General features: G+C 61.5%; 17 protein-coding genes. 11 read left to right on the top strand and 6 right to left on the bottom strand.

The genetic code is table 11. The features are described from left to right. The first annotated feature begins 56 nt into the window (after positions 1–56). Positions 57–1007 carry a GlxA family transcriptional regulator gene (locus HPQ64_RS08685; protein ID WP_210260136.1) on the top strand — a complete coding sequence of 317 codons (951 nt, stop codon included), beginning with the start codon at positions 57–59 and terminating at the stop codon, positions 1005–1007. Here the strand turns inward: HPQ64_RS08685 and HPQ64_RS08680 are convergent. The 4 genes from HPQ64_RS08680 to HPQ64_RS08665 are packed head-to-tail and all read right to left on the bottom strand — an operon-like array spanning position 934 to position 6072. Beyond that, complete coding sequence (locus HPQ64_RS08680; RefSeq protein ID WP_172887951.1) at positions 934–1575, bottom strand: sarcosine oxidase subunit gamma; 642 nt, start codon at positions 1573–1575, stop codon at positions 934–936. The two genes, HPQ64_RS08685 and HPQ64_RS08680, sit on opposite strands and share 74 nt — an antisense overlap. Continuing rightward, positions 1568–4525 (bottom strand): sarcosine oxidase subunit alpha family protein, encoded by a 2958-nt coding sequence (locus HPQ64_RS08675; RefSeq protein ID WP_172887950.1) that lies wholly within the window; start codon positions 4523–4525, stop codon positions 1568–1570. The genes HPQ64_RS08680 and HPQ64_RS08675 overlap by 8 nt, the downstream gene beginning before the upstream one ends. Continuing rightward, positions 4522–4809 carry a sarcosine oxidase subunit delta gene (locus HPQ64_RS08670; RefSeq protein WP_172887949.1) on the bottom strand — a complete coding sequence of 96 codons (288 nt, stop codon included), beginning with the start codon at positions 4807–4809 and terminating at the stop codon, positions 4522–4524. Before HPQ64_RS08670 ends, HPQ64_RS08675 begins: the two co-directional genes overlap by 4 nt. Positions 4810–4821: 12 nt before the next feature. After that, entirely contained in the window at positions 4822–6072 is a 1251-nt protein-coding gene (locus HPQ64_RS08665) for a sarcosine oxidase subunit beta family protein (RefSeq protein ID WP_172887948.1), read from the bottom strand. Between the two features lie 257 nt (positions 6073–6329). Here HPQ64_RS08665 and HPQ64_RS08660 point away from each other — a divergent pair, with 257 nt between their 5' ends. Then, a complete protein-coding gene (locus HPQ64_RS08660) occupies positions 6330–7523 on the top strand; it encodes an agmatinase family protein (protein ID WP_172887947.1) in 1194 nt (397 codons plus the stop codon). A gap of 42 nt (positions 7524–7565) precedes the next feature. Continuing rightward, positions 7566–7733, top strand: coding sequence for a hypothetical protein (locus HPQ64_RS08655; RefSeq protein WP_172887946.1), 168 nt, complete (start codon positions 7566–7568; stop codon positions 7731–7733). Here the strand turns inward: HPQ64_RS08655 and HPQ64_RS08650 are convergent. Next, positions 7730–7888 (bottom strand): hypothetical protein, encoded by a 159-nt coding sequence (locus HPQ64_RS08650; protein WP_172887945.1) that lies wholly within the window; start codon positions 7886–7888, stop codon positions 7730–7732. The two genes, HPQ64_RS08655 and HPQ64_RS08650, sit on opposite strands and share 4 nt — an antisense overlap. A gap of 250 nt (positions 7889–8138) precedes the next feature. Between HPQ64_RS08650 and HPQ64_RS08645 the strand changes: the two genes are divergently transcribed. The 7 genes from HPQ64_RS08645 to HPQ64_RS08615 all read left to right on the top strand — a co-directional run bounded on the left by HPQ64_RS08645 (position 8139) and on the right by HPQ64_RS08615 (position 14940). Continuing rightward, complete coding sequence (locus tag HPQ64_RS08645; RefSeq protein ID WP_172887944.1) at positions 8139–8921, top strand: SDR family NAD(P)-dependent oxidoreductase; 783 nt, start codon at positions 8139–8141, stop codon at positions 8919–8921. Positions 8922–8939: 18 nt separating this feature from the next. After that, positions 8940–9722 carry an SDR family NAD(P)-dependent oxidoreductase gene (locus tag HPQ64_RS08640; protein WP_172887943.1) on the top strand — a complete coding sequence of 261 codons (783 nt, stop codon included), beginning with the start codon at positions 8940–8942 and terminating at the stop codon, positions 9720–9722. A gap of 197 nt (positions 9723–9919) precedes the next feature. Continuing rightward, entirely contained in the window at positions 9920–10861 is a 942-nt protein-coding gene (locus tag HPQ64_RS08635; RefSeq protein WP_210260135.1) for a polysaccharide deacetylase family protein, read from the top strand. A gap of 74 nt (positions 10862–10935) precedes the next feature. Beyond that, positions 10936–12123, top strand: coding sequence for an ABC transporter substrate-binding protein (locus HPQ64_RS08630; RefSeq protein ID WP_172887942.1), 1188 nt, complete (start codon positions 10936–10938; stop codon positions 12121–12123). Between the two features lie 128 nt (positions 12124–12251). After that, positions 12252–13313, top strand: a complete 1062-nt coding sequence (locus HPQ64_RS08625) for an ABC transporter ATP-binding protein (RefSeq protein WP_172887941.1) — start codon at positions 12252–12254, stop codon at positions 13311–13313. Further along, positions 13310–14164 carry an ABC transporter permease gene (locus HPQ64_RS08620; protein ID WP_172887940.1) on the top strand — a complete coding sequence of 285 codons (855 nt, stop codon included), beginning with the start codon at positions 13310–13312 and terminating at the stop codon, positions 14162–14164. Before HPQ64_RS08625 ends, HPQ64_RS08620 begins: the two co-directional genes overlap by 4 nt. Further along, on the top strand, positions 14164–14940 hold the full coding sequence (locus HPQ64_RS08615; RefSeq protein WP_172887939.1) for an ABC transporter permease: 777 nt from the start codon (positions 14164–14166) through the stop codon (positions 14938–14940). The genes HPQ64_RS08620 and HPQ64_RS08615 overlap by 1 nt, the downstream gene beginning before the upstream one ends. Positions 14941–14991: 51 nt before the next feature. Here the strand turns inward: HPQ64_RS08615 and HPQ64_RS08610 are convergent, their stop codons facing one another. Further along, a complete protein-coding gene (locus HPQ64_RS08610; RefSeq protein WP_172887938.1) occupies positions 14992–15954 on the bottom strand; it encodes a LysR family transcriptional regulator in 963 nt (320 codons plus the stop codon). 111 nt (positions 15955–16065) lie between these two features. Between HPQ64_RS08610 and HPQ64_RS08605 the strand changes: the two genes are divergently transcribed. Then, positions 16066–16377 carry a hypothetical protein gene (locus tag HPQ64_RS08605; protein ID WP_172887937.1) on the top strand — a complete coding sequence of 104 codons (312 nt, stop codon included), beginning with the start codon at positions 16066–16068 and terminating at the stop codon, positions 16375–16377. The last annotated feature ends 707 nt before the right edge of the window (positions 16378–17084 follow it).

Raw genomic sequence — 17084 nt, 5'->3', positions numbered from 1 at the left:
ATCACGACAACGCAGATCCGATCGATCTAGGTTTCCTGATTCTACCCGAATTTCCGATGGCATGCCTCACATCGGCGATCGAACCGCTGCGCGCGGCGAACGAAATATCCGGACAAGAGGTCTTTCGCTGGAAGATCATCGCCGAAAGCGGGCAAAGCGTCACCTGCAGCGCCGGGGTCACCTTCACCCCCGACCGTACGCTGGAAGAGGCCGACGACGGCGATTACCTGTTCCTGCTGTCCTCACCCACCGGCGAATTCGAAAACCGGAAAGCGGCCGATGCGCGGCTGCGCTATCTCCTGAGCCACGGCACGGTTGTCGGGGGGTTCAGCGGCGGGATATTCCCGCTTGCGCGCGCCGGCGTGATGAACGGCCACCGATGCAGCGTCCACTGGTGCTACGACGGCGCATTCAGGCATGAGTTCCCGGACGTTCTGGCCGAAAGCTCGGTGATTTCCATAGACGGACGGCGCATGACGGCCTCCGGCTCCTCGGCGGTATTCGACCTCATGCTCATGCTGATCGAAAAGCGCCTGGGGATGGAGATCGCCAACGAGGTCGGCTGCTGGTTCCAGCACCATTTCAGCCGCGACGAAGACTTTGCCCAGCGCATACCGGCCACGCGAACGACGGCCACCCACGAAATCCTGCCCGAACCCGTGAGAAGCGCGGTCCGGCTGTTTCGCGAGAACATGGAAGAGCCGCTCGGCATTTGCGAGGTCGCGCGAAGGCTCGGCGTTTCGATCCGCCATCTGGAACGCATGTTCGTAAAACACACCGGGCTGGGGCCGCACCGCTATTACCGGCTGGAGCGACTGAAGCTGGCGCGGCAGATGATCCGCTACACCGATACGCCGCTGCCGCGCATTTCCAACGCCATAGGCTATGCGCGCACGGCCAGCCTGAAACGGCACTACCGGCGCGAATTCGGCATCAGCCCCGGTGCGGAGCGCCGCCACCGGACAGGCCTGACACCGGAGGATGCCGGGGCGCTGCCAATGGCGTGAGCACGCTTTCCGCCGCCTGGCGCAAGGCATGGAACACCGAGCGGGCGGAAGACCGCGGCGCAAGCAGAAAATAACGGTCCGCCATGCCCAGGCAGCCGAGAAAGCACCCGGTGTGATGGACGCTCACGCGGTGCGCCGATCCCTCACCCACCGTATGAAGCGGCAGCGCGACCAGCCTTTCAAGCACGGTATGGCAGGCGACCCCTTCCAGATCCAGTCTGAGCCAGGCATCCGTCTGGTCCGTCACGGACGCCGAGGGGCCGAAGCCTTCCTTCATCAGCGTTTCGAGATCGCGATGGCAGGAGAAAGGCGCCACGACCATCCATTGGCCCGGCCCGGTCCAGAACGTGGAGTAGGCGCTACGCCGGGCAAGCCCGCCCGGGCCCGGCATGGCAAAGCCGAAAACCTCGCGCGCCATCCGCTCGAAATCCGCCTGCCGGTTCAAGCGGCAGGCGAGCCAGACGAACGAATTCGCCATCGATTCCGAAATGGAAAAGCCTTCATATTCCGATCGAAAGGGACTGGCCCCGCCGAGCGGGAAACGTGGTTTGAGAAGATCATCAGACACGCAGGCGCCCTCCTTCCGGATCGAAGAAATGCGGTGAGACGACGCGCGCCCTGACGCGCGTTCCCATGAGCGGATTGGCGACATCTACGACCTCGCCCAAACGCGCATCCCCGCGCTTCAGGAACCCGAGCGCGATCGGTGTGGCGAGCGTCGGCGAATAGACCGCCGAGGTGAGATAGCCCTGATCGTTGGACGCCTGGGCCGCAGCGCCTTCGGGCAGCAGATGCGACCCCGCCACAAGAGGCTGCGCCGGGTCGAGCGGACAAAAGCCCACGAGCTTCAGGACATCCTCGCCAGACAGGCTTTCGCGCCGCGAAAGAGGCGCGCCGATGCTGTCCTTCTTGGCGGAAACCATCCGCTCCATGCCCAGGTTGCGGGCCGTGACCGTTCCGTTCAATTCACCGCCGGCGGCATGGCCCTTTTCCACGCGCATGACGCCCAGCGCCTCGGTTCCGTAGGGTGTGATGTCGAAATCCCTGCCCGCCTCCATGAGGCGCCTGATCAAGCCATCGCCATAGCGGGTGGGCACTGCGATCTCGTAGGCAAGCTCGCCGGAAAAGGAAATCCGGAAAAGGCGCGCCCTGAGGCCGCCGCAGACCGTGATTTCGCCGCAGGCCATGAAGGGAAAGGCCTCATTGGAAATATCGAACTCAGGATCGACGACCCTTTGAAGAACGCGCCGGGAATTCGGGCCCGCGACCGCGAATTGCGCCCAGGCTTCCGTCGTCGAAACCAGTTGCACGTCAAGCCCCGGCCACAGGCTTTGACGGCAGAACTCCATATGGCGGAAGACGGCGACCGCGTTCGCCGTCGTCGTGGTGGTGACGAAATGGTCCTCCGCCAGCCGCGCGGTGGTGCCGTCATCCATCGCCATGCCGTCTTCACGCAGCATCAGCCCGTAGCGGACCCGGCCAACGGGAAGTTTCGCGAAGCCGTTGCAGTAGACCCGGTTAAGAAAGGCTGCGGCGTCCGTCCCCTGAACGTCGATCTTGCCGAGCGTGCTCACGTCGCAAATCCCGACGGAGCCGCGCGTCGCCAGAACCTCGCGGTCCACCGTCTGGCGCCAGTGGCTTTCGCCCGGCCTCGGAAACCATTGCGCGCGCAGCCACAAGCCCGCCTCGACGAAATGCGCGCCCTGCTCCGCCGCCCAGTCGTGCGACGGCGTCAGACGGCGCGGGCGGAAATCCTCCCCCGTCGAGCGGCCGGCGAATGCGGCGACCGAAACCGGCGCATAGGGGGGCCGAAAGGTCGTCGTGCCCGTTTCGGGGATGGTACGCCCGCTCAGTTCCGCCATCACCGCAAGTCCGATCACATTCGCGGTCTTGCCCTGGTCGGGCGCCATGCCAAGCGTGGTGTAGCGCTTCAGGTGCTCCACGGAGCGGAAGTTCTCGCGATGCGCAAGCTCCACATCTTTCACCGTCACGTCGTTCTGGAAATCGACCCAGGCGCGCCCGCCCTTCGAACGCACATGCCAGAAAGCGACAATGGACGGCGTCCGGCCCTCCGCCTCCGGCAGCTTCACGTCCTGCCGGCGAAAACCCAGGTCCTCCAGCGCGTCGTTGGCGGCATCGCGGCCGCCTTCCAGCGCATTCGCCGTGGAGAACGCGCCGCAGGCCGCCCCGGCGGCGCGAAGGCCGGGAGGACCGGCCTTGCCGGGCACAAAGGCCGCGATATCCTCCCGCCAGACGGGGCGATGCCCCTGATGGCAGGTGAGATGCAGGTTCGGATTCCAGCCACCGCCGAGCGCGAGCGCGTCGCATTTCAACGAACGCTCCTCGCCCGAAGAAAGGCGCAGTTTCACTCCGCTCAAACGCAAGCGGCCCGACGTGCCGACGACGGCGGCGCCCGCGAAAACAGGCACGCCGACATCGACGGCGGCATCGGAGCGCGTATCGACAATCGCCGGAACCTCGACGCCTTTCGCCATCAGGTCCGCCGCCGTCCTGTAGCCGTCGTCATTGTTGGTGAAGACGACAACCTGCCTGCCCACGGCCACGGCCCAGCGGTTAGCATAGGCGCGCACGGCCCCGGCAAGCATAATGCCCGGGCGATCGTTGTCGGCGAATGCGATCGGCCGCTCGACGGCGCCCGCGGCAAGCACGGTACGCCTGGCGTAGATACGCCACAGCACCTGCCTGGGCCCCGATGCCGCTTGCGGGGGATTATTCTCCAGCGCGCCGAAGATGCCGTGATCGAAGGCGCCGAACACCATCGTGCGTGGCATCAGGCGAACGTTTTCGAGCGAGGAAAGCTCTTCCACGCAAGCCGAAATCCAGTCCTGCTGATCGGCGCCGAGAAACAGGCCGGCATCGCAGTTGAGACGGCCGCCGAACCGGAAATCCTCCTCCGCGAGGATCACCCTTGCGCCGGCGCGCGCGGCGGCAAGGGCCGCCGTCAGTCCGGCGGGACCGCCGCCCACCACGAGAAGGTCGCAATGCAGGAAGCCCTTGTCATAGACGTCCGGATCGGCAGCGCCCGACAGACGCCCGAGGCCGGCGGCACGGCGGATCGCCGGTTCGTAGACCTTGTCCCAGAACGAGCGCGGCCACATGAACGTCTTGTAGTAGAAGCCCGCAGTCAGGAAGGGCGCGAGAAGATCGTTCACGGCCAGAACGTCGAACGACAGTGACGGCCAGCGGTTCTGGCTCCGGGCCTCGAGTCCGTCGAAAAGCTCGGTGGTCGTCGCCCGGGCGTTCGGCTCCCGACAGGCGCCGCCGCCCAGTTCCACCAGCGCGTTGGGCTCTTCCGAGCCGGCGGTCAAGGGACCGCGCGGGCGATGATACTTGAACGAACGGCCCATCAGCATCCGGCCGCCGGCGAGAAGCGCGGAGGCGAGCGTATCGCCGGGATGACCATGATATTCGCGGCCATCGAAGCGGAAGGAGAGCGTGCGCTTCCTGTCGATCAGGCCGCCCGGAAGGCGGTGCGAAAGGCGGTTCGGGGCGCTCATCGACAACGCCCCCTTTGCCGGGCGACATCGGCCGCGAGTTCGACCTTCACGATTTCATGGGTCACGGTGTCGCGCGTGACGACGAGCCACGACCGGTCGCCGCCTTCATGAAACCACAGCTCGCGGTGAAGGCCCGCCGGATTGGAGCGGAGGTAGAGGTAGTCGTGAAAACACTCGACTGAATCCTCCGCCATGCCATCCGGGCGGTCGATCAGGGAGGCGTCCCCCAAGTAGACGAATTCCTGCGCGTCGCGCGGTCCCAGAAGCGGATGTTCGATAATCATGCGGATCAGGCCTCAATGAAGGTTGGGCTGGGCGCCCATGCCTTTTTCGTCGATCAGGTCGCCGGTGAGGAAACGGCCCAGCCTGTAGCGCGCGGCTAACGGATGCGGCTCGCCGGTCGCGAGAAGATGCGCGAAACACCAGCCGCTCGCCGGCGTGGCCTTGAAGCCGCCGTAACACCAGCCGCCGTTGAGAAAGAGACCGTCCACGGGCGTACGGTCGATAATGGGCGAACCGTCCATCGACATGTCGACGTTGCCGCCCCACATGCGAAGGACCTTGGCGCGGCCGATCATCGGCATCAGCGCCATTCCGCCTTCGCAGACATCCTCGACCACCGGCAGGTTGCCGCGCTGCGCATAGGAATTGTAACCGTCGATATCCCCGCCGAAGACGAGCCCGCCCTTGTCGGACTGGCTGACGTAGAAATGCCCGGCGCCGAAGGTGATGACGCCCGGAACGCACGGTTTCAAACCTTCGGTCACGAACGCCTGGAGCACGTGGCTTTCCAACGGCAACCGCAGGCCCGCCAGGCCCATCAGACGGCTCGAGGAACCCGCCACCGCGCAGCCCACCGTACGCGCGGCGATCGGCCCGCGCGTGGTCTCCACCCCCACGCAGCGTCCCTCCTTCAAGCGGAATCCGGTGACCTCGCAATTCTGGACGATATCGATACCAAGCCGGCTTGCGCCGCGCGCATAACCCCAGGCAACCGCGTCATGACGCGCGGTGCCGCCACGCCGCTGCAGCAAACCTCCCTTCACGGGAAATCGCGCGTTTTCAAAGTTCAGAAACGGCGCCAGTTCGCGCACGCCTTCCGTGTCCAGCAACTCTGCGTCCGCCCCATGCAGCAACATGGCGTTACCGCGACGCACGAAGGCATCGCGCTGCGCATCCGAGTGATAAAGGTTCAGGACACCGCGCTGGCTGACCATCGCGTTGTAGTTAAGCTCTCGCGACAACCCTTCCCACAGCTTCAGGGAAAATTCGTAAAACGGCTCATTTGCGTCGAGGAGGTAGTTGGAGCGAATGATGGTGGTATTGCGCCCGACATTGCCGCCGCCGAGCCACCCCTTTTCCAGAACCGCGACGCGCGCGACGCCGAACGCCTTCGCAAGATAATAGGCCGTGGCGAGGCCGTGCCCTCCCCCGCCGATGACGATGACGTCGTATTCCGCCCGGGGTGTTGCGTCGCGCCAAACGGGGGACCAACCGGCGTGGCCCCTTATAGCCTCCAGCGCGATCCGAAATGCCGAGTAAGCCACATCCGCTCCTTTCCTATCGGGCGGATATTCTTGGCCTGCACGGCCCGTCGCATCTGCGCGAAAATGGACCTCATGCGATTCAAAATGGACAAATCCGCATCGGCGGCGGCACGAGCGCGGGCCCGGCCACCGCCCGCCGGACCGCCGCGCGAACGAACCATCACTTTCGATGATGCAATGAATTGCAATTCGAACAGTTTTCCAGCTCGCGGCAAATCGTAATCATGCCGTAGAGACAGAAAAGACGGGTGCGTTCGATGACTGACGATTCCACACGCGAATTCGACGGCACAAGAAAATTGCGGGAAATTTCACGCCTGCCGAAGACGAAACAGCAAGAAGAAATCGAGCATCAGCTCAAGTACGGGCTGGAGGCGGCCGATTCCATCAACGACCGCTCGATCTCGCTCTTCGCGCGCGGCAGCCAGCCCGCTTTCGCCGGGATCAACACATTCATGCGCGCGCCCTACTGCGAAGATATCTCGAAGGTGGGGAACTTCGAGGCCGCCTTCGTGGGCGTGCCCTTCGATACGGGCACGACCTATCGGCCGGGCACGCGCTTCGGCCCGCAGGCCGTGCGGCGCATATCCGCGCTTTACGACGGATATTCCGTGGATCAGGGCGTCGACCTTACCGAGGAACTGGACCTTTGCGACGCGGGCGACGTCTTCGTCATTCCCGGCAATATAGAAAAGACCTTCGACCAGGTCTCGAAAGCCATCTCGCATATCTACACGTCAGGCGCATTTCCGATCATCTGCGGCGGCGACCACTCGCTCGGCTACCCGAACGTACGCGGTATCGCCCCCCACATCGACGGGAACGTGGGCATCATCCATTTCGACCGGCACATCGACATGCAGGCGATGGACATGGACGAAAGGATGCACACAACCCCCTGGTACTGGACGTCCAACAACCATCCGGACGCGCGGGCACACACGCATGGGCCCGGCCAGCATCACGATCACAGCCACATGCACGACGTCGGCCTCGCCAATTGCCCGCCGAAGAACCTCGTCCAGATCGGCATCGGCGGGTGGTACGGCTCCCGCCCCGGATCGCAGGTCGCCCACGAGCGCGGCTCCAGCGTGCTGACCATGCATGACGTGGAAAGCATGGGCGCGGCCAAGACGGCCGAAATCGCCCTTGAGCTGGCGTGGAAAGACGCCAAGGCGGTCTATCTTTCGTTCGATATCGATTCCATCGATCCGGCGTTCGCGCCGGGAACGGGCACTCCAGAACCCGGTGGATTCATGCCGCGGGAAGCCTTCGAGATGATCAAGATCATCGCCCGCGAAGGCTTGTGCGGCATGGAAGTGGTCGAAGTGTCCCCGCCTTACGATGTCAACGACAACACCTCGCAGCTTGCCACGCGGGTCATCCTGGACGTCACCAGCTCCATGGTCGCGGCGGGCAAGCTCGGACACCGCGGCACAACGTCCTCCTGAGCGAAAACCCGCAACAGAACGATGAAACAGAAAGGACAGTTCATGACCACAACCCTGAAGGTACTGGCCTGCTCAATCCCCTTCCTGCTGTCGCCGGCGGTTTCCCACGCGCACGGGAGCGGGGTCCATTTCCATTCGCACGACATCCTGCTGGCGATTTCGAGCGTGGCCGTGATCATTTCCTTACTGGCGATCCGCAAGCTGCGCTAACGCCGCCCGTCGAGCATGAAGAACTGGCGGGGCATGGCGAAAATCGTCCAGCTCAAGATGCCGGATCGCAGAAAGGACTGCCCCCTTTCGCGCCCTTGCGGTGTCAGAATGGCCGATTTTCGCCATGCCCCTCCGGACATAACGAAATCCGGCACGGGTAATCGACCCCCGGACGCGTCCCGATTGCGAGAGCGCTGCCGCTTTTCACGGCAACAGCTCCCGATCGTAAATCCGCATCCCGGCCGAAGGCCCGGACACGCAACCTGAAAGCGGGACAAACGACCCGCAAGAAAAACTGGCGTGACGAACGCGCCGTCGCCACGGCCGATCGGCCGGCCGCGGGAGGCTTCGTTTCGCCATGCACGTCATACCAACACTCCTGATGGCACGCCAACGCAGAGACACATGAGCGAAATCACAATCGACTTTTCCGGCCAGACCGTCCTGCTGACGGGCGGGTCCACCGGCATCGGATACGGGATCGCAACAGCCTTCGCCAAGGCGAACGCCGATCTGCACATAGTCGCCCTGGAAGAAGGGCTGGAAGACGCCGTCGCCAGGCTTGACCGGATCGGGGCGAGCAAGGTGACGGGCCATGCGTGCGACATCACCGACAAGGCGCGGGTGGAAGAGGTGGCGGCCACCATCGGCGCCGTGGACGTGCTCATCAACAACGCGGGGCTGGAAATCATCACCCCCATAGACGACCCGAGCGACGAGACCGAGGCGATCTTCCGCAGGATCATCGACATCAACATCGTCGGCACCTACCTCGTCACGCGGGCGGTGCTGCGAAACATGTCCGCCGGCGGACGCATCATCCTGACGGCCTCGGTCTGGGGAAAATCCGCGATCGGCGAGTTCAGCGCCTATATTGCTTCCAAACACGCGAACATCGGTTTCATGCGAAGTATCGCGCGCGAACTGGGACCGCGCGGCATACGCGTCAATTGCGTGTGCCCGGGCTGGGTGCAGACCGGCGCGGGGATGAAGTCGCTGCGCAACATGTCGCTTCGCCAGGAACGGCCGGAAGAGGACATTCTCGCTGAGGTTATGGCGACCCAGTGCATGCCGGGCCTGCAGCAGCCGGACGACGTCGCCGATCTCTATGTTTTTCTGGCGTCGTCGCAGGCAAGGAACATCACCGGTCAGGCAATCAATGTCGACCGCGGCGAATTTCTCGGTTGATCGGGGGGAAGGGCAGAAATGTTCGAAAAGGCATTAAGGTTCGACGGCAAGAATGCCCTCGTCGTCGGCGGGAGCAGCGGCATCGGCTTCGAAGTGGCCAAGGAATTCGCGCTGTTGGGCGCCGAAGTAACGGTTCTGGCGAACGACGACCTGCTTGACGAAGCGGCTTCCGCCATAAGCCGCGTGAGCGGACGTACGCCGCGCCAGATATTTTGCGACATCACCGACCGCGAAGATCTGCGAGGCGCGCTGGAGCCGCTTGGCAATGTCGATATTCTGGTTCACAACGCCGGCTTCGAACGCCTGACGCCGCTGCTCGATGACGACCGCTCGGTCGAGGAGTCGTTTCGCCGCATCATCGACGTCAATCTCATGGGCGCCTATTACGTCACACGCGAGATCGTGGCGCGCATGCCAGACGGCGGAAGAATTATCTATACCGCCTCCACCTATTCGAAATACGCCATCTCGCGCATGTCGGGATACGCAAGCTCCAAGCACGGCCTCGTCGGGATGATGCGCAGCTTCTCGCAGGAATTGGGCGCGCGACGGATAACCGTGAACGCGGTGTGTCCCGGCTGGGTCAACACCGAATTTTCAAACCGCTCGGTGAGGAAAATCGCCGAAGAAACCGGGCGCAGCTTCGAAGATGTGGGCAATGACGTCTGGTCGCTTCAGGCGATCGAAGGGCATCTCGAGGCGCGGGACATCGTCGGCGGCTACATCTTCTTCGCCTCCGACCTCGCGAGGGACGTCAGCGGGCAGACGCTGCATGTCGACCGGGGCGAATATCAAAGCTGACGCGCACCTCTTCCCCCGCGCAACAACAGATGAACGCGATACGCGGCGCGCCTGAAAAGGGGCGCCGCAAAGCTTTTGCCGAGCGAAAATCATTTCATTGAAAATCCATATGTTCTCAATTGCGATTTCGTTAGTTGTATTGCCGCTGCGTCTGGCCGACCCTTGGAAAACCGCAATGTTGAGGCTTGAGCGCAGTTATGGACTTGATCGCAAATCCTGTCCCGTGGCCGAACAACGCACGTTGCGCCGTCGCGATCACCTATGATCTCGACGCGGACAGCCTGATCCACATCGCCAAGCCGGATACGGCCGACACCTACCTCTCGACACAATCGTTGTTGCGATACGGCGTGGAGGTGGCGCTGCCGCGAATCTGCCGCATCTACGAGCATTTCAACCTCCGCCAGACCTTTTTCGTTCCGGCCTGGTGCATCGAGCGTTATCCCTCCATTGCAGAGACGATCGTGCGCGGCGGCCACGAAATCGGCCATCACGGCTACATTCACGAATCCTACAACCAGCAAAGCGCGGCGGATGAAGCCTATTGGTTCGAGCGGGCGGTGCGCGCCTATGAAAAGCACCTCGGCTTCCGCCCGAGAGGTTTTCGCGCACCGCTGAACGAATTTTCCAAACATACGCTCGCCAACCTGATCGACTTCGGCATCGAGTACGATTCTTCGCTGATGGGCGAGGATGTACCCTACATGCTGAAAAGCCGCGAACGCATCGGCGATGTTCTCGAGATTCCTCAGTTCATAGCGAACGACGACTATCCGCAGTTCATGCATAACTGGGATTTCGGCATAGAAATGACGGTTCAGTCGCCGCAAAACGCCAAGAATGTCTATCTGGCCGAATTCGACGCGCAATATGAAAACGGTGGCATGTGGCTGAGCGTCTGGCACCCCTTCCTGAGCGGGCGGACGTCGCGCGCCAAGATGCTGATCGAAATTCTCGAATACATCATGTCGAAGGGAGACGTTTGGTTCGCCACGATGGGCGAGATCAACGATCACGTGCGCCGGTGCATCGCCGACGGCGTCTGGACGCCGCGCGAAGACATTCTTCCCTACGACACATCGCCCATCATCGAGCTTTCCTACGCGAACAGGACAAGGGCCGACACCGGTAGACAATGACGCCCGGCCGGGAACAGAGCCATGAAATAACGAAAAGAAAATACCGCCGATCACAGAGGGCAGGGAGAAGATCAATGACGAGACTTCTGGACAAGCTGAAGAAAGCCGGACTGATTGAATCCTATCCGAACGGTATGATGCGTATCCGCACGATGGGATCTTCCATGACACGCCGTCAGTTCACCGGGCTGATGGCGGCGGGCGCGGGCCTGGCCGCCACGGGCTTTCCCAGCGCCGGTTTCGCCGCCGGCAACGTGCGCTACATGGGCTGGCAAGGGTATGAGGAGGCCTTCAGCGCCGGCGACTTCGCCGCGTCGCAAAACATCACCCTCAGCCCGACCTTCCAGAACGACAACGGCCACGCCATGACCGTCATCGCCAGCGGTGGCAAGGGCAACATGGACATCGTCACGCCCGATACCGCCTATACCGCGCTGATGGCGGAAGTGGGCATGCTGGCGCCGATCGACCTTGCGCGCATTCCAAACTTCAGCGAACTCGACCCGTTCTTCCAGAACAACGAGGGCGTTCGCCACAACGGCGAGGTCTACGCGCTGCCGTTCGTGTGGACGATCATTCCGCTGATGTACAATCCCGCCCACATTCCGGAGGCGCCGGAATCCTGGTTCGACATCCTCAAGCCCGAGTACAAGGGCAAGGTCGGCATGACCAACGACATGATCTCGATGATGGTGTGCTTCTCGCTGGCGGTCACCGGGCGCAAGGACGCCACGCGAATATCCCGCGCGGAGCTGAAGGAGGTTCTCGACTTCCTGATCAAGGTGAAGAAAAACCACGCCCGCACCGTCGTCTCCAGCTACGGCGAACTGACCGACCTTCTCGCCAGCGGCGAGATCTGGATTTCTCAGGGCTGGGTGCCGGTGCAGCTTTGGGCCAAGGGCAAGGGAGCCGACATCCGCTGGACGGTGCCCAAGGAAGGCGCCCATGTTCCCATCGACTGCATGGCGATCGTCAAGGACAATCCGAACCCGGACGATACCTATGCACTGCTGAACCACGCCATGAGCGCCGAAGCCCAGGCCCACACGGCGAACGTCAACGCCACCGGCGTAACCAACGCCAAGGCGATCGGCATGCTCAACCAGGAAATCCTAGACATCCAGCCACATGACGACATCACCGGCTTCTTCGAGGCCTCGACCGGAGGCCAACCGCTTCCGCTCTGGCCGACCGAAGCCGATGGCGATCTCGCCACGTTCGACGATGTCCTGGATGCCTGGGACAAGTTCCTTTCAGCCTGACGGACACTCGAACGACAGACGATACGACAAGGCAAGGGGCGAAACGCCCCTTGCGGTGGACCGACTTTGCGGGAAACCTGATAGCGACCGGCGCCCGGCGCCGGGAATGCCGGAGATGTTGGGGGCCGATGACAGCGCACGTAGAACTCCGCCAGATATCGAAGCAATACGGCGCGGTAAGGGCCGTGCTGCCAACCGACCTCGACATCCAAAAAGGCGAATTCCTGGCCATTCTGGGCCCTTCCGGTTGCGGCAAGACCACGTTGTTACGGATGATCGGCGGTTTCGTAATGCCGAGCGGCGGCACGATAACGCTGGAAGGCCAGGACGTGACGAGGCTGAAACCCGAGGCGCGACCGACCAACATGGTCTTTCAGGGTTATGGCCTGTTCCCGCATATGACCGTGGCGCAAAACGTGGGCTACGGCCTGAGACTTGCCAGGGTGCCTGACGAGGAACGCAAGCGGCGTGTGCAGGAAGCGCTGTCGCTGGTCCACCTCGGCGATTTCGGCCCGCGATCGATCGACCAGATGTCGGGCGGCCAGCGCCAGCGCGTGGCGCTCGCGCGGGCCCTTGTGATGCAACCCAAGGTCCTGTTGCTCGACGAACCGCTAGCCGCGCTCGACCTGAAGCTGCGCAAGGCGATGCAGGAAGAATTCCGCCGCATTCATTCGGCAACGGGCGGCACATTCATTTTCGTCACCCACGACCAAGAGGAGGCCATGTCGCTCGCCAACCGGATATGCGTCATGGAAGGCGGGCGCATCGTCCAGTCGGGATCGCCGCAGGACATCTACCTGCGCCCGCAATCACGCTTCATATCACGGTTCATCGGCGAGGCGAACTTCTTCCGCGGCCAAAGGAAAGACGGGAAGGTAACGCTTGAAAACGGGCTCAGCTTCGCCGATGCCGGCAAGGACGCCGAGATAGACTGCGTGGTGCGGCCGGAAAACATGGGTATCCGACTCAACGAAAGCGAGACCCTGCCGGCGGACTTCGATCTGCAGATCGTTTCGACAGTCGAGGAGGTCGTCTTCCTCGGCCCCTATACGCACTACAAGCTTGCCACGCAAAACGGCGAGCGGATCATCGTCGAGGTTCGCGATCAGGGGCAAAACCGCTGCGCCCATCCCGGGGCCAAGGCTTTGATCGGCTGGCGAAGCCGCGACCACACGGTGCTTACGGAATGAAGAACGGTCGGTTTCCCTACGCACGCATACTTCCTGTCTTGCCGAGCGTGCTGGTGTTCACCGCATTTTTTGCGGTGCCGCTCGCCTATTTCTTCATCATCTCCTTCTGGCGGGTCCGCGCCTTCCAGCTTCGCCCGGACGCGACTCTCGCCCAGTACGAGGCAGTGTTCCTGGATTACTCCGGCCCGCTGATATTCACGCTTGGAATGGCATTGGCGATCGGCCTGACGACAACGCTGATCGCCTTCGCCTTCGCCTTTTTCTGCCGCTTCCGCGCGTATCGCTTCGGTACGGCGCTGATCTTCGTCACGCTGCTTGCGCTGTTTGGCGGATACCTGACCAAGATCTACATGTGGAAGACGATACTCGGCTCCGCCGGCATCCTGAATTCCGCGCTTTTGGCGATCGGTCTGATCGATAATCCGATTACAGCGCTGCTCTACAATCCGGTCGCGGTGGTCATTACCCTCGTGCATTACACGCTCCCGCTGGCGGTTCTGCCGATCTACGGATCGCTCAAGGGCATCGACGACATTCCACTCGAAGCGGCGCGCGACCTCGGGGCGTCGCGCATGCGGATCTTCGCCGACATCATCGTCCCGCAATGCCGGGTCGGGATCCTATCCGCGTTCAGCCTGTCCTTCATCTTCGCGGCCGGAGACTACGTAACGCCGCTGATGGTGGGCGGACCGAGCAGCTCGATGATCGGCCTCTTCATCCAGAACCAGTTCGGCACGCGGCTGAATTCGCCGCTCGGATCGGCGATGTCGTTCGTGGTCATCGGCTGCTGCGTCGTCATCATTCTGACGGTCGCCGCGGCTCTTTTCGCCGTGACGCGGAGGCGCGACTGATGGGCTTGGACAGGATGATCTGGACGGGTTTCGCCACGCTGACGGTACTCTTCATGATGTCGCCGCTGGCGGTTCTGGTGCTGTTCTGTTTCAGCGAAAGCCCGCTTCTCAGCTTTCCAATTCAGGGCTGGACGCTGCACTGGTTCTTCGCGGCCTTCGACCGGCCGGGCTTTTTCACCGCGTTTCAAAACAGCCTGATCGTCACGGCCTGCGTGGGCGCGGTTTCCACGGTCATCGGCACGCTCGCGGCACTTTCGCTGTCGCGCATGAACCGGCGCGCCGCCGGATCACTGATGGCTCTTCTCACGCTTCCCCTGATGGCGCCGCCCCTGCTCCTCGGCATCGCCCTGCTGACATTCTATACATCCTGGGTTGACGTCCCCCTTGGCCTTCACACGGTAATCGCTAGCCATCTCGTGTTCACCCAGCCTTTCGTCATCCTCGTGGTCAGCGCGCGAATGCTTTCCTTCGATTTCGCCACCATCGATAGCGCACGCGATCTTGGCGCCTCACCGCTGCAGGCGTTCTTCCAGATCACGTTGCCGATCGTCAGCCCCAGCATTCTGGGCGGCGCGCTGATCGCCATGGCGCTGTCGCTGGACGATTTTCTCGTGACGTTCTTCACCATCGGCGGCAACAACACACTACCGACGTTCATGTGGGGCATGCTGAGAAGGGGCGTCGACCCAAGCATCAACGTGGTGGCCGTTCTGATAATGGCGCTCTCGCTGGGCGCAACGGTGCTGGGCTTCCGGATCACGCGATACAGGGGCTAGGCGCGCGCCGCCGGCCAAGAAGGGCGGAACCGCCGAAAGGCGCGGGCGGGCTCAGCAACTCAACGCGGACGCGCTTTCCTCATCGGGCTGCGGCAGGAACTCAAGAAACTTCCTGGCAGCGAAATGTCCGCTCGAGGCCCTGTTGGTGACCAGATGAATATCATCCGACAGACCTTCGATCGGCTTGGTCAACGGCCAAAACGTCCCTTCCTCGATTTCGCGTTCCACCATGTCGAGCGGCAGGAGGGAAATGCCGATGCCGGCATGCAACAGGCGCTTGACCTCCCAGATATCAGGTGACTGTCCGGCCTTTTTCTGGCCCCACCCCCGTTCGGACCGGAACTCGCGCACCAGACGCGCCTCATCCGTGCCGGGAACCACGAACGCTTCGTTCGCAAGAGAATCCAGGTCGGTGATCGTCCTGCCGGCCAGCCTGTGCCGGCTGCCGCAAACAACGAGGTGATGCTCCCGGTAGAGGAACGAATATTCCAGCCTCTCGTCCAGCCTCGGATCCGGGCACACACCCAAATCCGCCTCGCCGGCCAGCACCATATCCTCGATCTGCGGATAGGGCGCCACGTGAATGTAAAGCTCGGCCTTCGGATAGGCGGCGGCAAACCGGCGAATGGCCCTGTCGAAGCGCGGGCAAACGACATTGCAGACCGTAGCGATTTGCAGCTGTATCGAAAGATCGTTGTCAATCTCGTCGAATTCGGCCTGCAGGGAGCAGGCAAGCTGATCCATCTGCTCCGCAATACGCGCAAGGCGCGCTCCGTGATCGGTCAGGGCGAAACCGCCCGGCCCTCTTTCACACAGGTTCTTTCCCAGATAATCCTCAAGGCGCTTCAGCGCACTGCTGACGGCGGGTTGCTGCCGCGATATCGCAGCCGCCGCGTTCGTCACGCCTCCATTGCGGGCGATCTCGTGGAATACCTTGACAAGGTTCCAGTCGAGATTGCGCACAAAGCAGCGATCACGGGCAACGGACACCTGGTCTGTTCGGGACTTCTTCATTGCTGCCTGCCTCTCAAACTAGGCTTTTGCCGGCATGCGACGGATCGCGCCGCTGCCCTATTACGCCCGAAACCCGGAAACGTGGCACGGTGGAACCGAACCCGCCCCGTCATGAAGAAACTGCTCCCGCAGTCTTGTATCGCGACGTCAGTTTATCATGAAAATACCGCCATTTTCCCGGAGGATGTCGATCCTGGAGCGATTTCTCATGACGAAAGCGGTCCAGAAACCCGGTCAGGTATCTGGCATGCGAATGCGCACAGCATCGTTGAAAAGGCCATTGTGATTTTCCGGCAATCCGGGCTTTGGCTGCCGGTGCCATTGGAGAAAGTACAAATATGCAGGGCGAATTCGATCCATCCCTTGAGCCGGGGGACCCCACTGTCCCGAGGCGCGATCCAGTTAGGCGCCACAGCCCCTTGATGCCAGGCCTGCGCCTTTCGGGCATGCCGCGACAACAAACCGACCGAACGGCCCTGGCGCCTGCCTGGATGTTACCAAGCGTTGTTTTTGCAACAATCGCTATCGCCGGCCCCTTATCTTCGCGCGTCCGGAGCTTATTCCGTCAAAATAGAGCCGCCTTGACGAAAATACGCTCCAACATATTGATCCTGAAGCGCTTTCCTACCGACCGCATGAGACAATCCGGCCGGAAAACGCTTTAGACAACAACGCAATTCGAACGAACCCAGCGTCAATGGTAGCGTCATACTTGCGCCTTGACAACAAATTCGGAAAACAAGCAGGAAGATATTCAATCAATTAATTACGCAACGTAAATTTCAATTACGAAATACTGCGCTACAATGACTTAATACAGACATGCCGCTATATATTCATTCGCATAAGAGTCAATACGGCAGAAATATACCTCATAGATAAATACCGCTCCATTCGCGCCCTGAATTTAAAAAGAGACACTCTCGAACCAAAACTTAATCCAAGAACCTTCGTTTTCGGAACAGACAAACTCTTTAAAAGTAACTATCTCTATTGAGATAATCATAACACTAAAAATAATTATTTATAACTTCAAGTTATAATAATATTTTTATTTATATAAATCTCAAAATACATGAAAATTAAAAAATAAATATCTTAATTTTAGCGCAATCAGGGCCTGGACCCAT

The sequence above is a fragment of the Hongsoonwoonella zoysiae genome, from assembly GCF_013266695.1.
GTDB lineage: Bacteria > Pseudomonadota > Alphaproteobacteria > Rhizobiales > Stappiaceae > Hongsoonwoonella > Hongsoonwoonella zoysiae.
This window is presented reverse-complemented; position numbering and strand designations above follow the sequence as displayed.

What these genes read in the sequence shown, in the direction of transcription:
- HPQ64_RS08625 (WP_172887941.1), top strand. Translation starts at nt 12,252, where the DNA reads ATGACAGCGCACGTAGAACTCCGCCAGATATCGAAGCAATACGGCGCG.
- HPQ64_RS08610 (WP_172887938.1), bottom strand. Translation starts at nt 15,954, where the DNA reads ATGAAGAAGTCCCGAACAGACCAGGTGTCCGTTGCCCGTGATCGCTGC.
- HPQ64_RS08605 (WP_172887937.1), top strand. Translation starts at nt 16,066, where the DNA reads ATGAAGAAACTGCTCCCGCAGTCTTGTATCGCGACGTCAGTTTATCAT.
- HPQ64_RS08655 (WP_172887946.1), top strand. Translation starts at nt 7,566, where the DNA reads ATGACCACAACCCTGAAGGTACTGGCCTGCTCAATCCCCTTCCTGCTG.
- HPQ64_RS08620 (WP_172887940.1), top strand. Translation starts at nt 13,310, where the DNA reads ATGAAGAACGGTCGGTTTCCCTACGCACGCATACTTCCTGTCTTGCCG.
- HPQ64_RS08635 (WP_210260135.1), top strand. Translation starts at nt 9,920, where the DNA reads ATGGACTTGATCGCAAATCCTGTCCCGTGGCCGAACAACGCACGTTGC.
- HPQ64_RS08630 (WP_172887942.1), top strand. Translation starts at nt 10,936, where the DNA reads ATGACGAGACTTCTGGACAAGCTGAAGAAAGCCGGACTGATTGAATCC.
- HPQ64_RS08670 (WP_172887949.1), bottom strand. Translation starts at nt 4,809, where the DNA reads ATGATTATCGAACATCCGCTTCTGGGACCGCGCGACGCGCAGGAATTC.
- HPQ64_RS08640 (WP_172887943.1), top strand. Translation starts at nt 8,940, where the DNA reads ATGTTCGAAAAGGCATTAAGGTTCGACGGCAAGAATGCCCTCGTCGTC.
- HPQ64_RS08645 (WP_172887944.1), top strand. Translation starts at nt 8,139, where the DNA reads ATGAGCGAAATCACAATCGACTTTTCCGGCCAGACCGTCCTGCTGACG.
- HPQ64_RS08685 (WP_210260136.1), top strand. Translation starts at nt 57, where the DNA reads ATGGCATGCCTCACATCGGCGATCGAACCGCTGCGCGCGGCGAACGAA.
- HPQ64_RS08660 (WP_172887947.1), top strand. Translation starts at nt 6,330, where the DNA reads ATGACTGACGATTCCACACGCGAATTCGACGGCACAAGAAAATTGCGG.
- HPQ64_RS08675 (WP_172887950.1), bottom strand. Translation starts at nt 4,525, where the DNA reads ATGAGCGCCCCGAACCGCCTTTCGCACCGCCTTCCGGGCGGCCTGATC.
- HPQ64_RS08615 (WP_172887939.1), top strand. Translation starts at nt 14,164, where the DNA reads ATGGGCTTGGACAGGATGATCTGGACGGGTTTCGCCACGCTGACGGTA.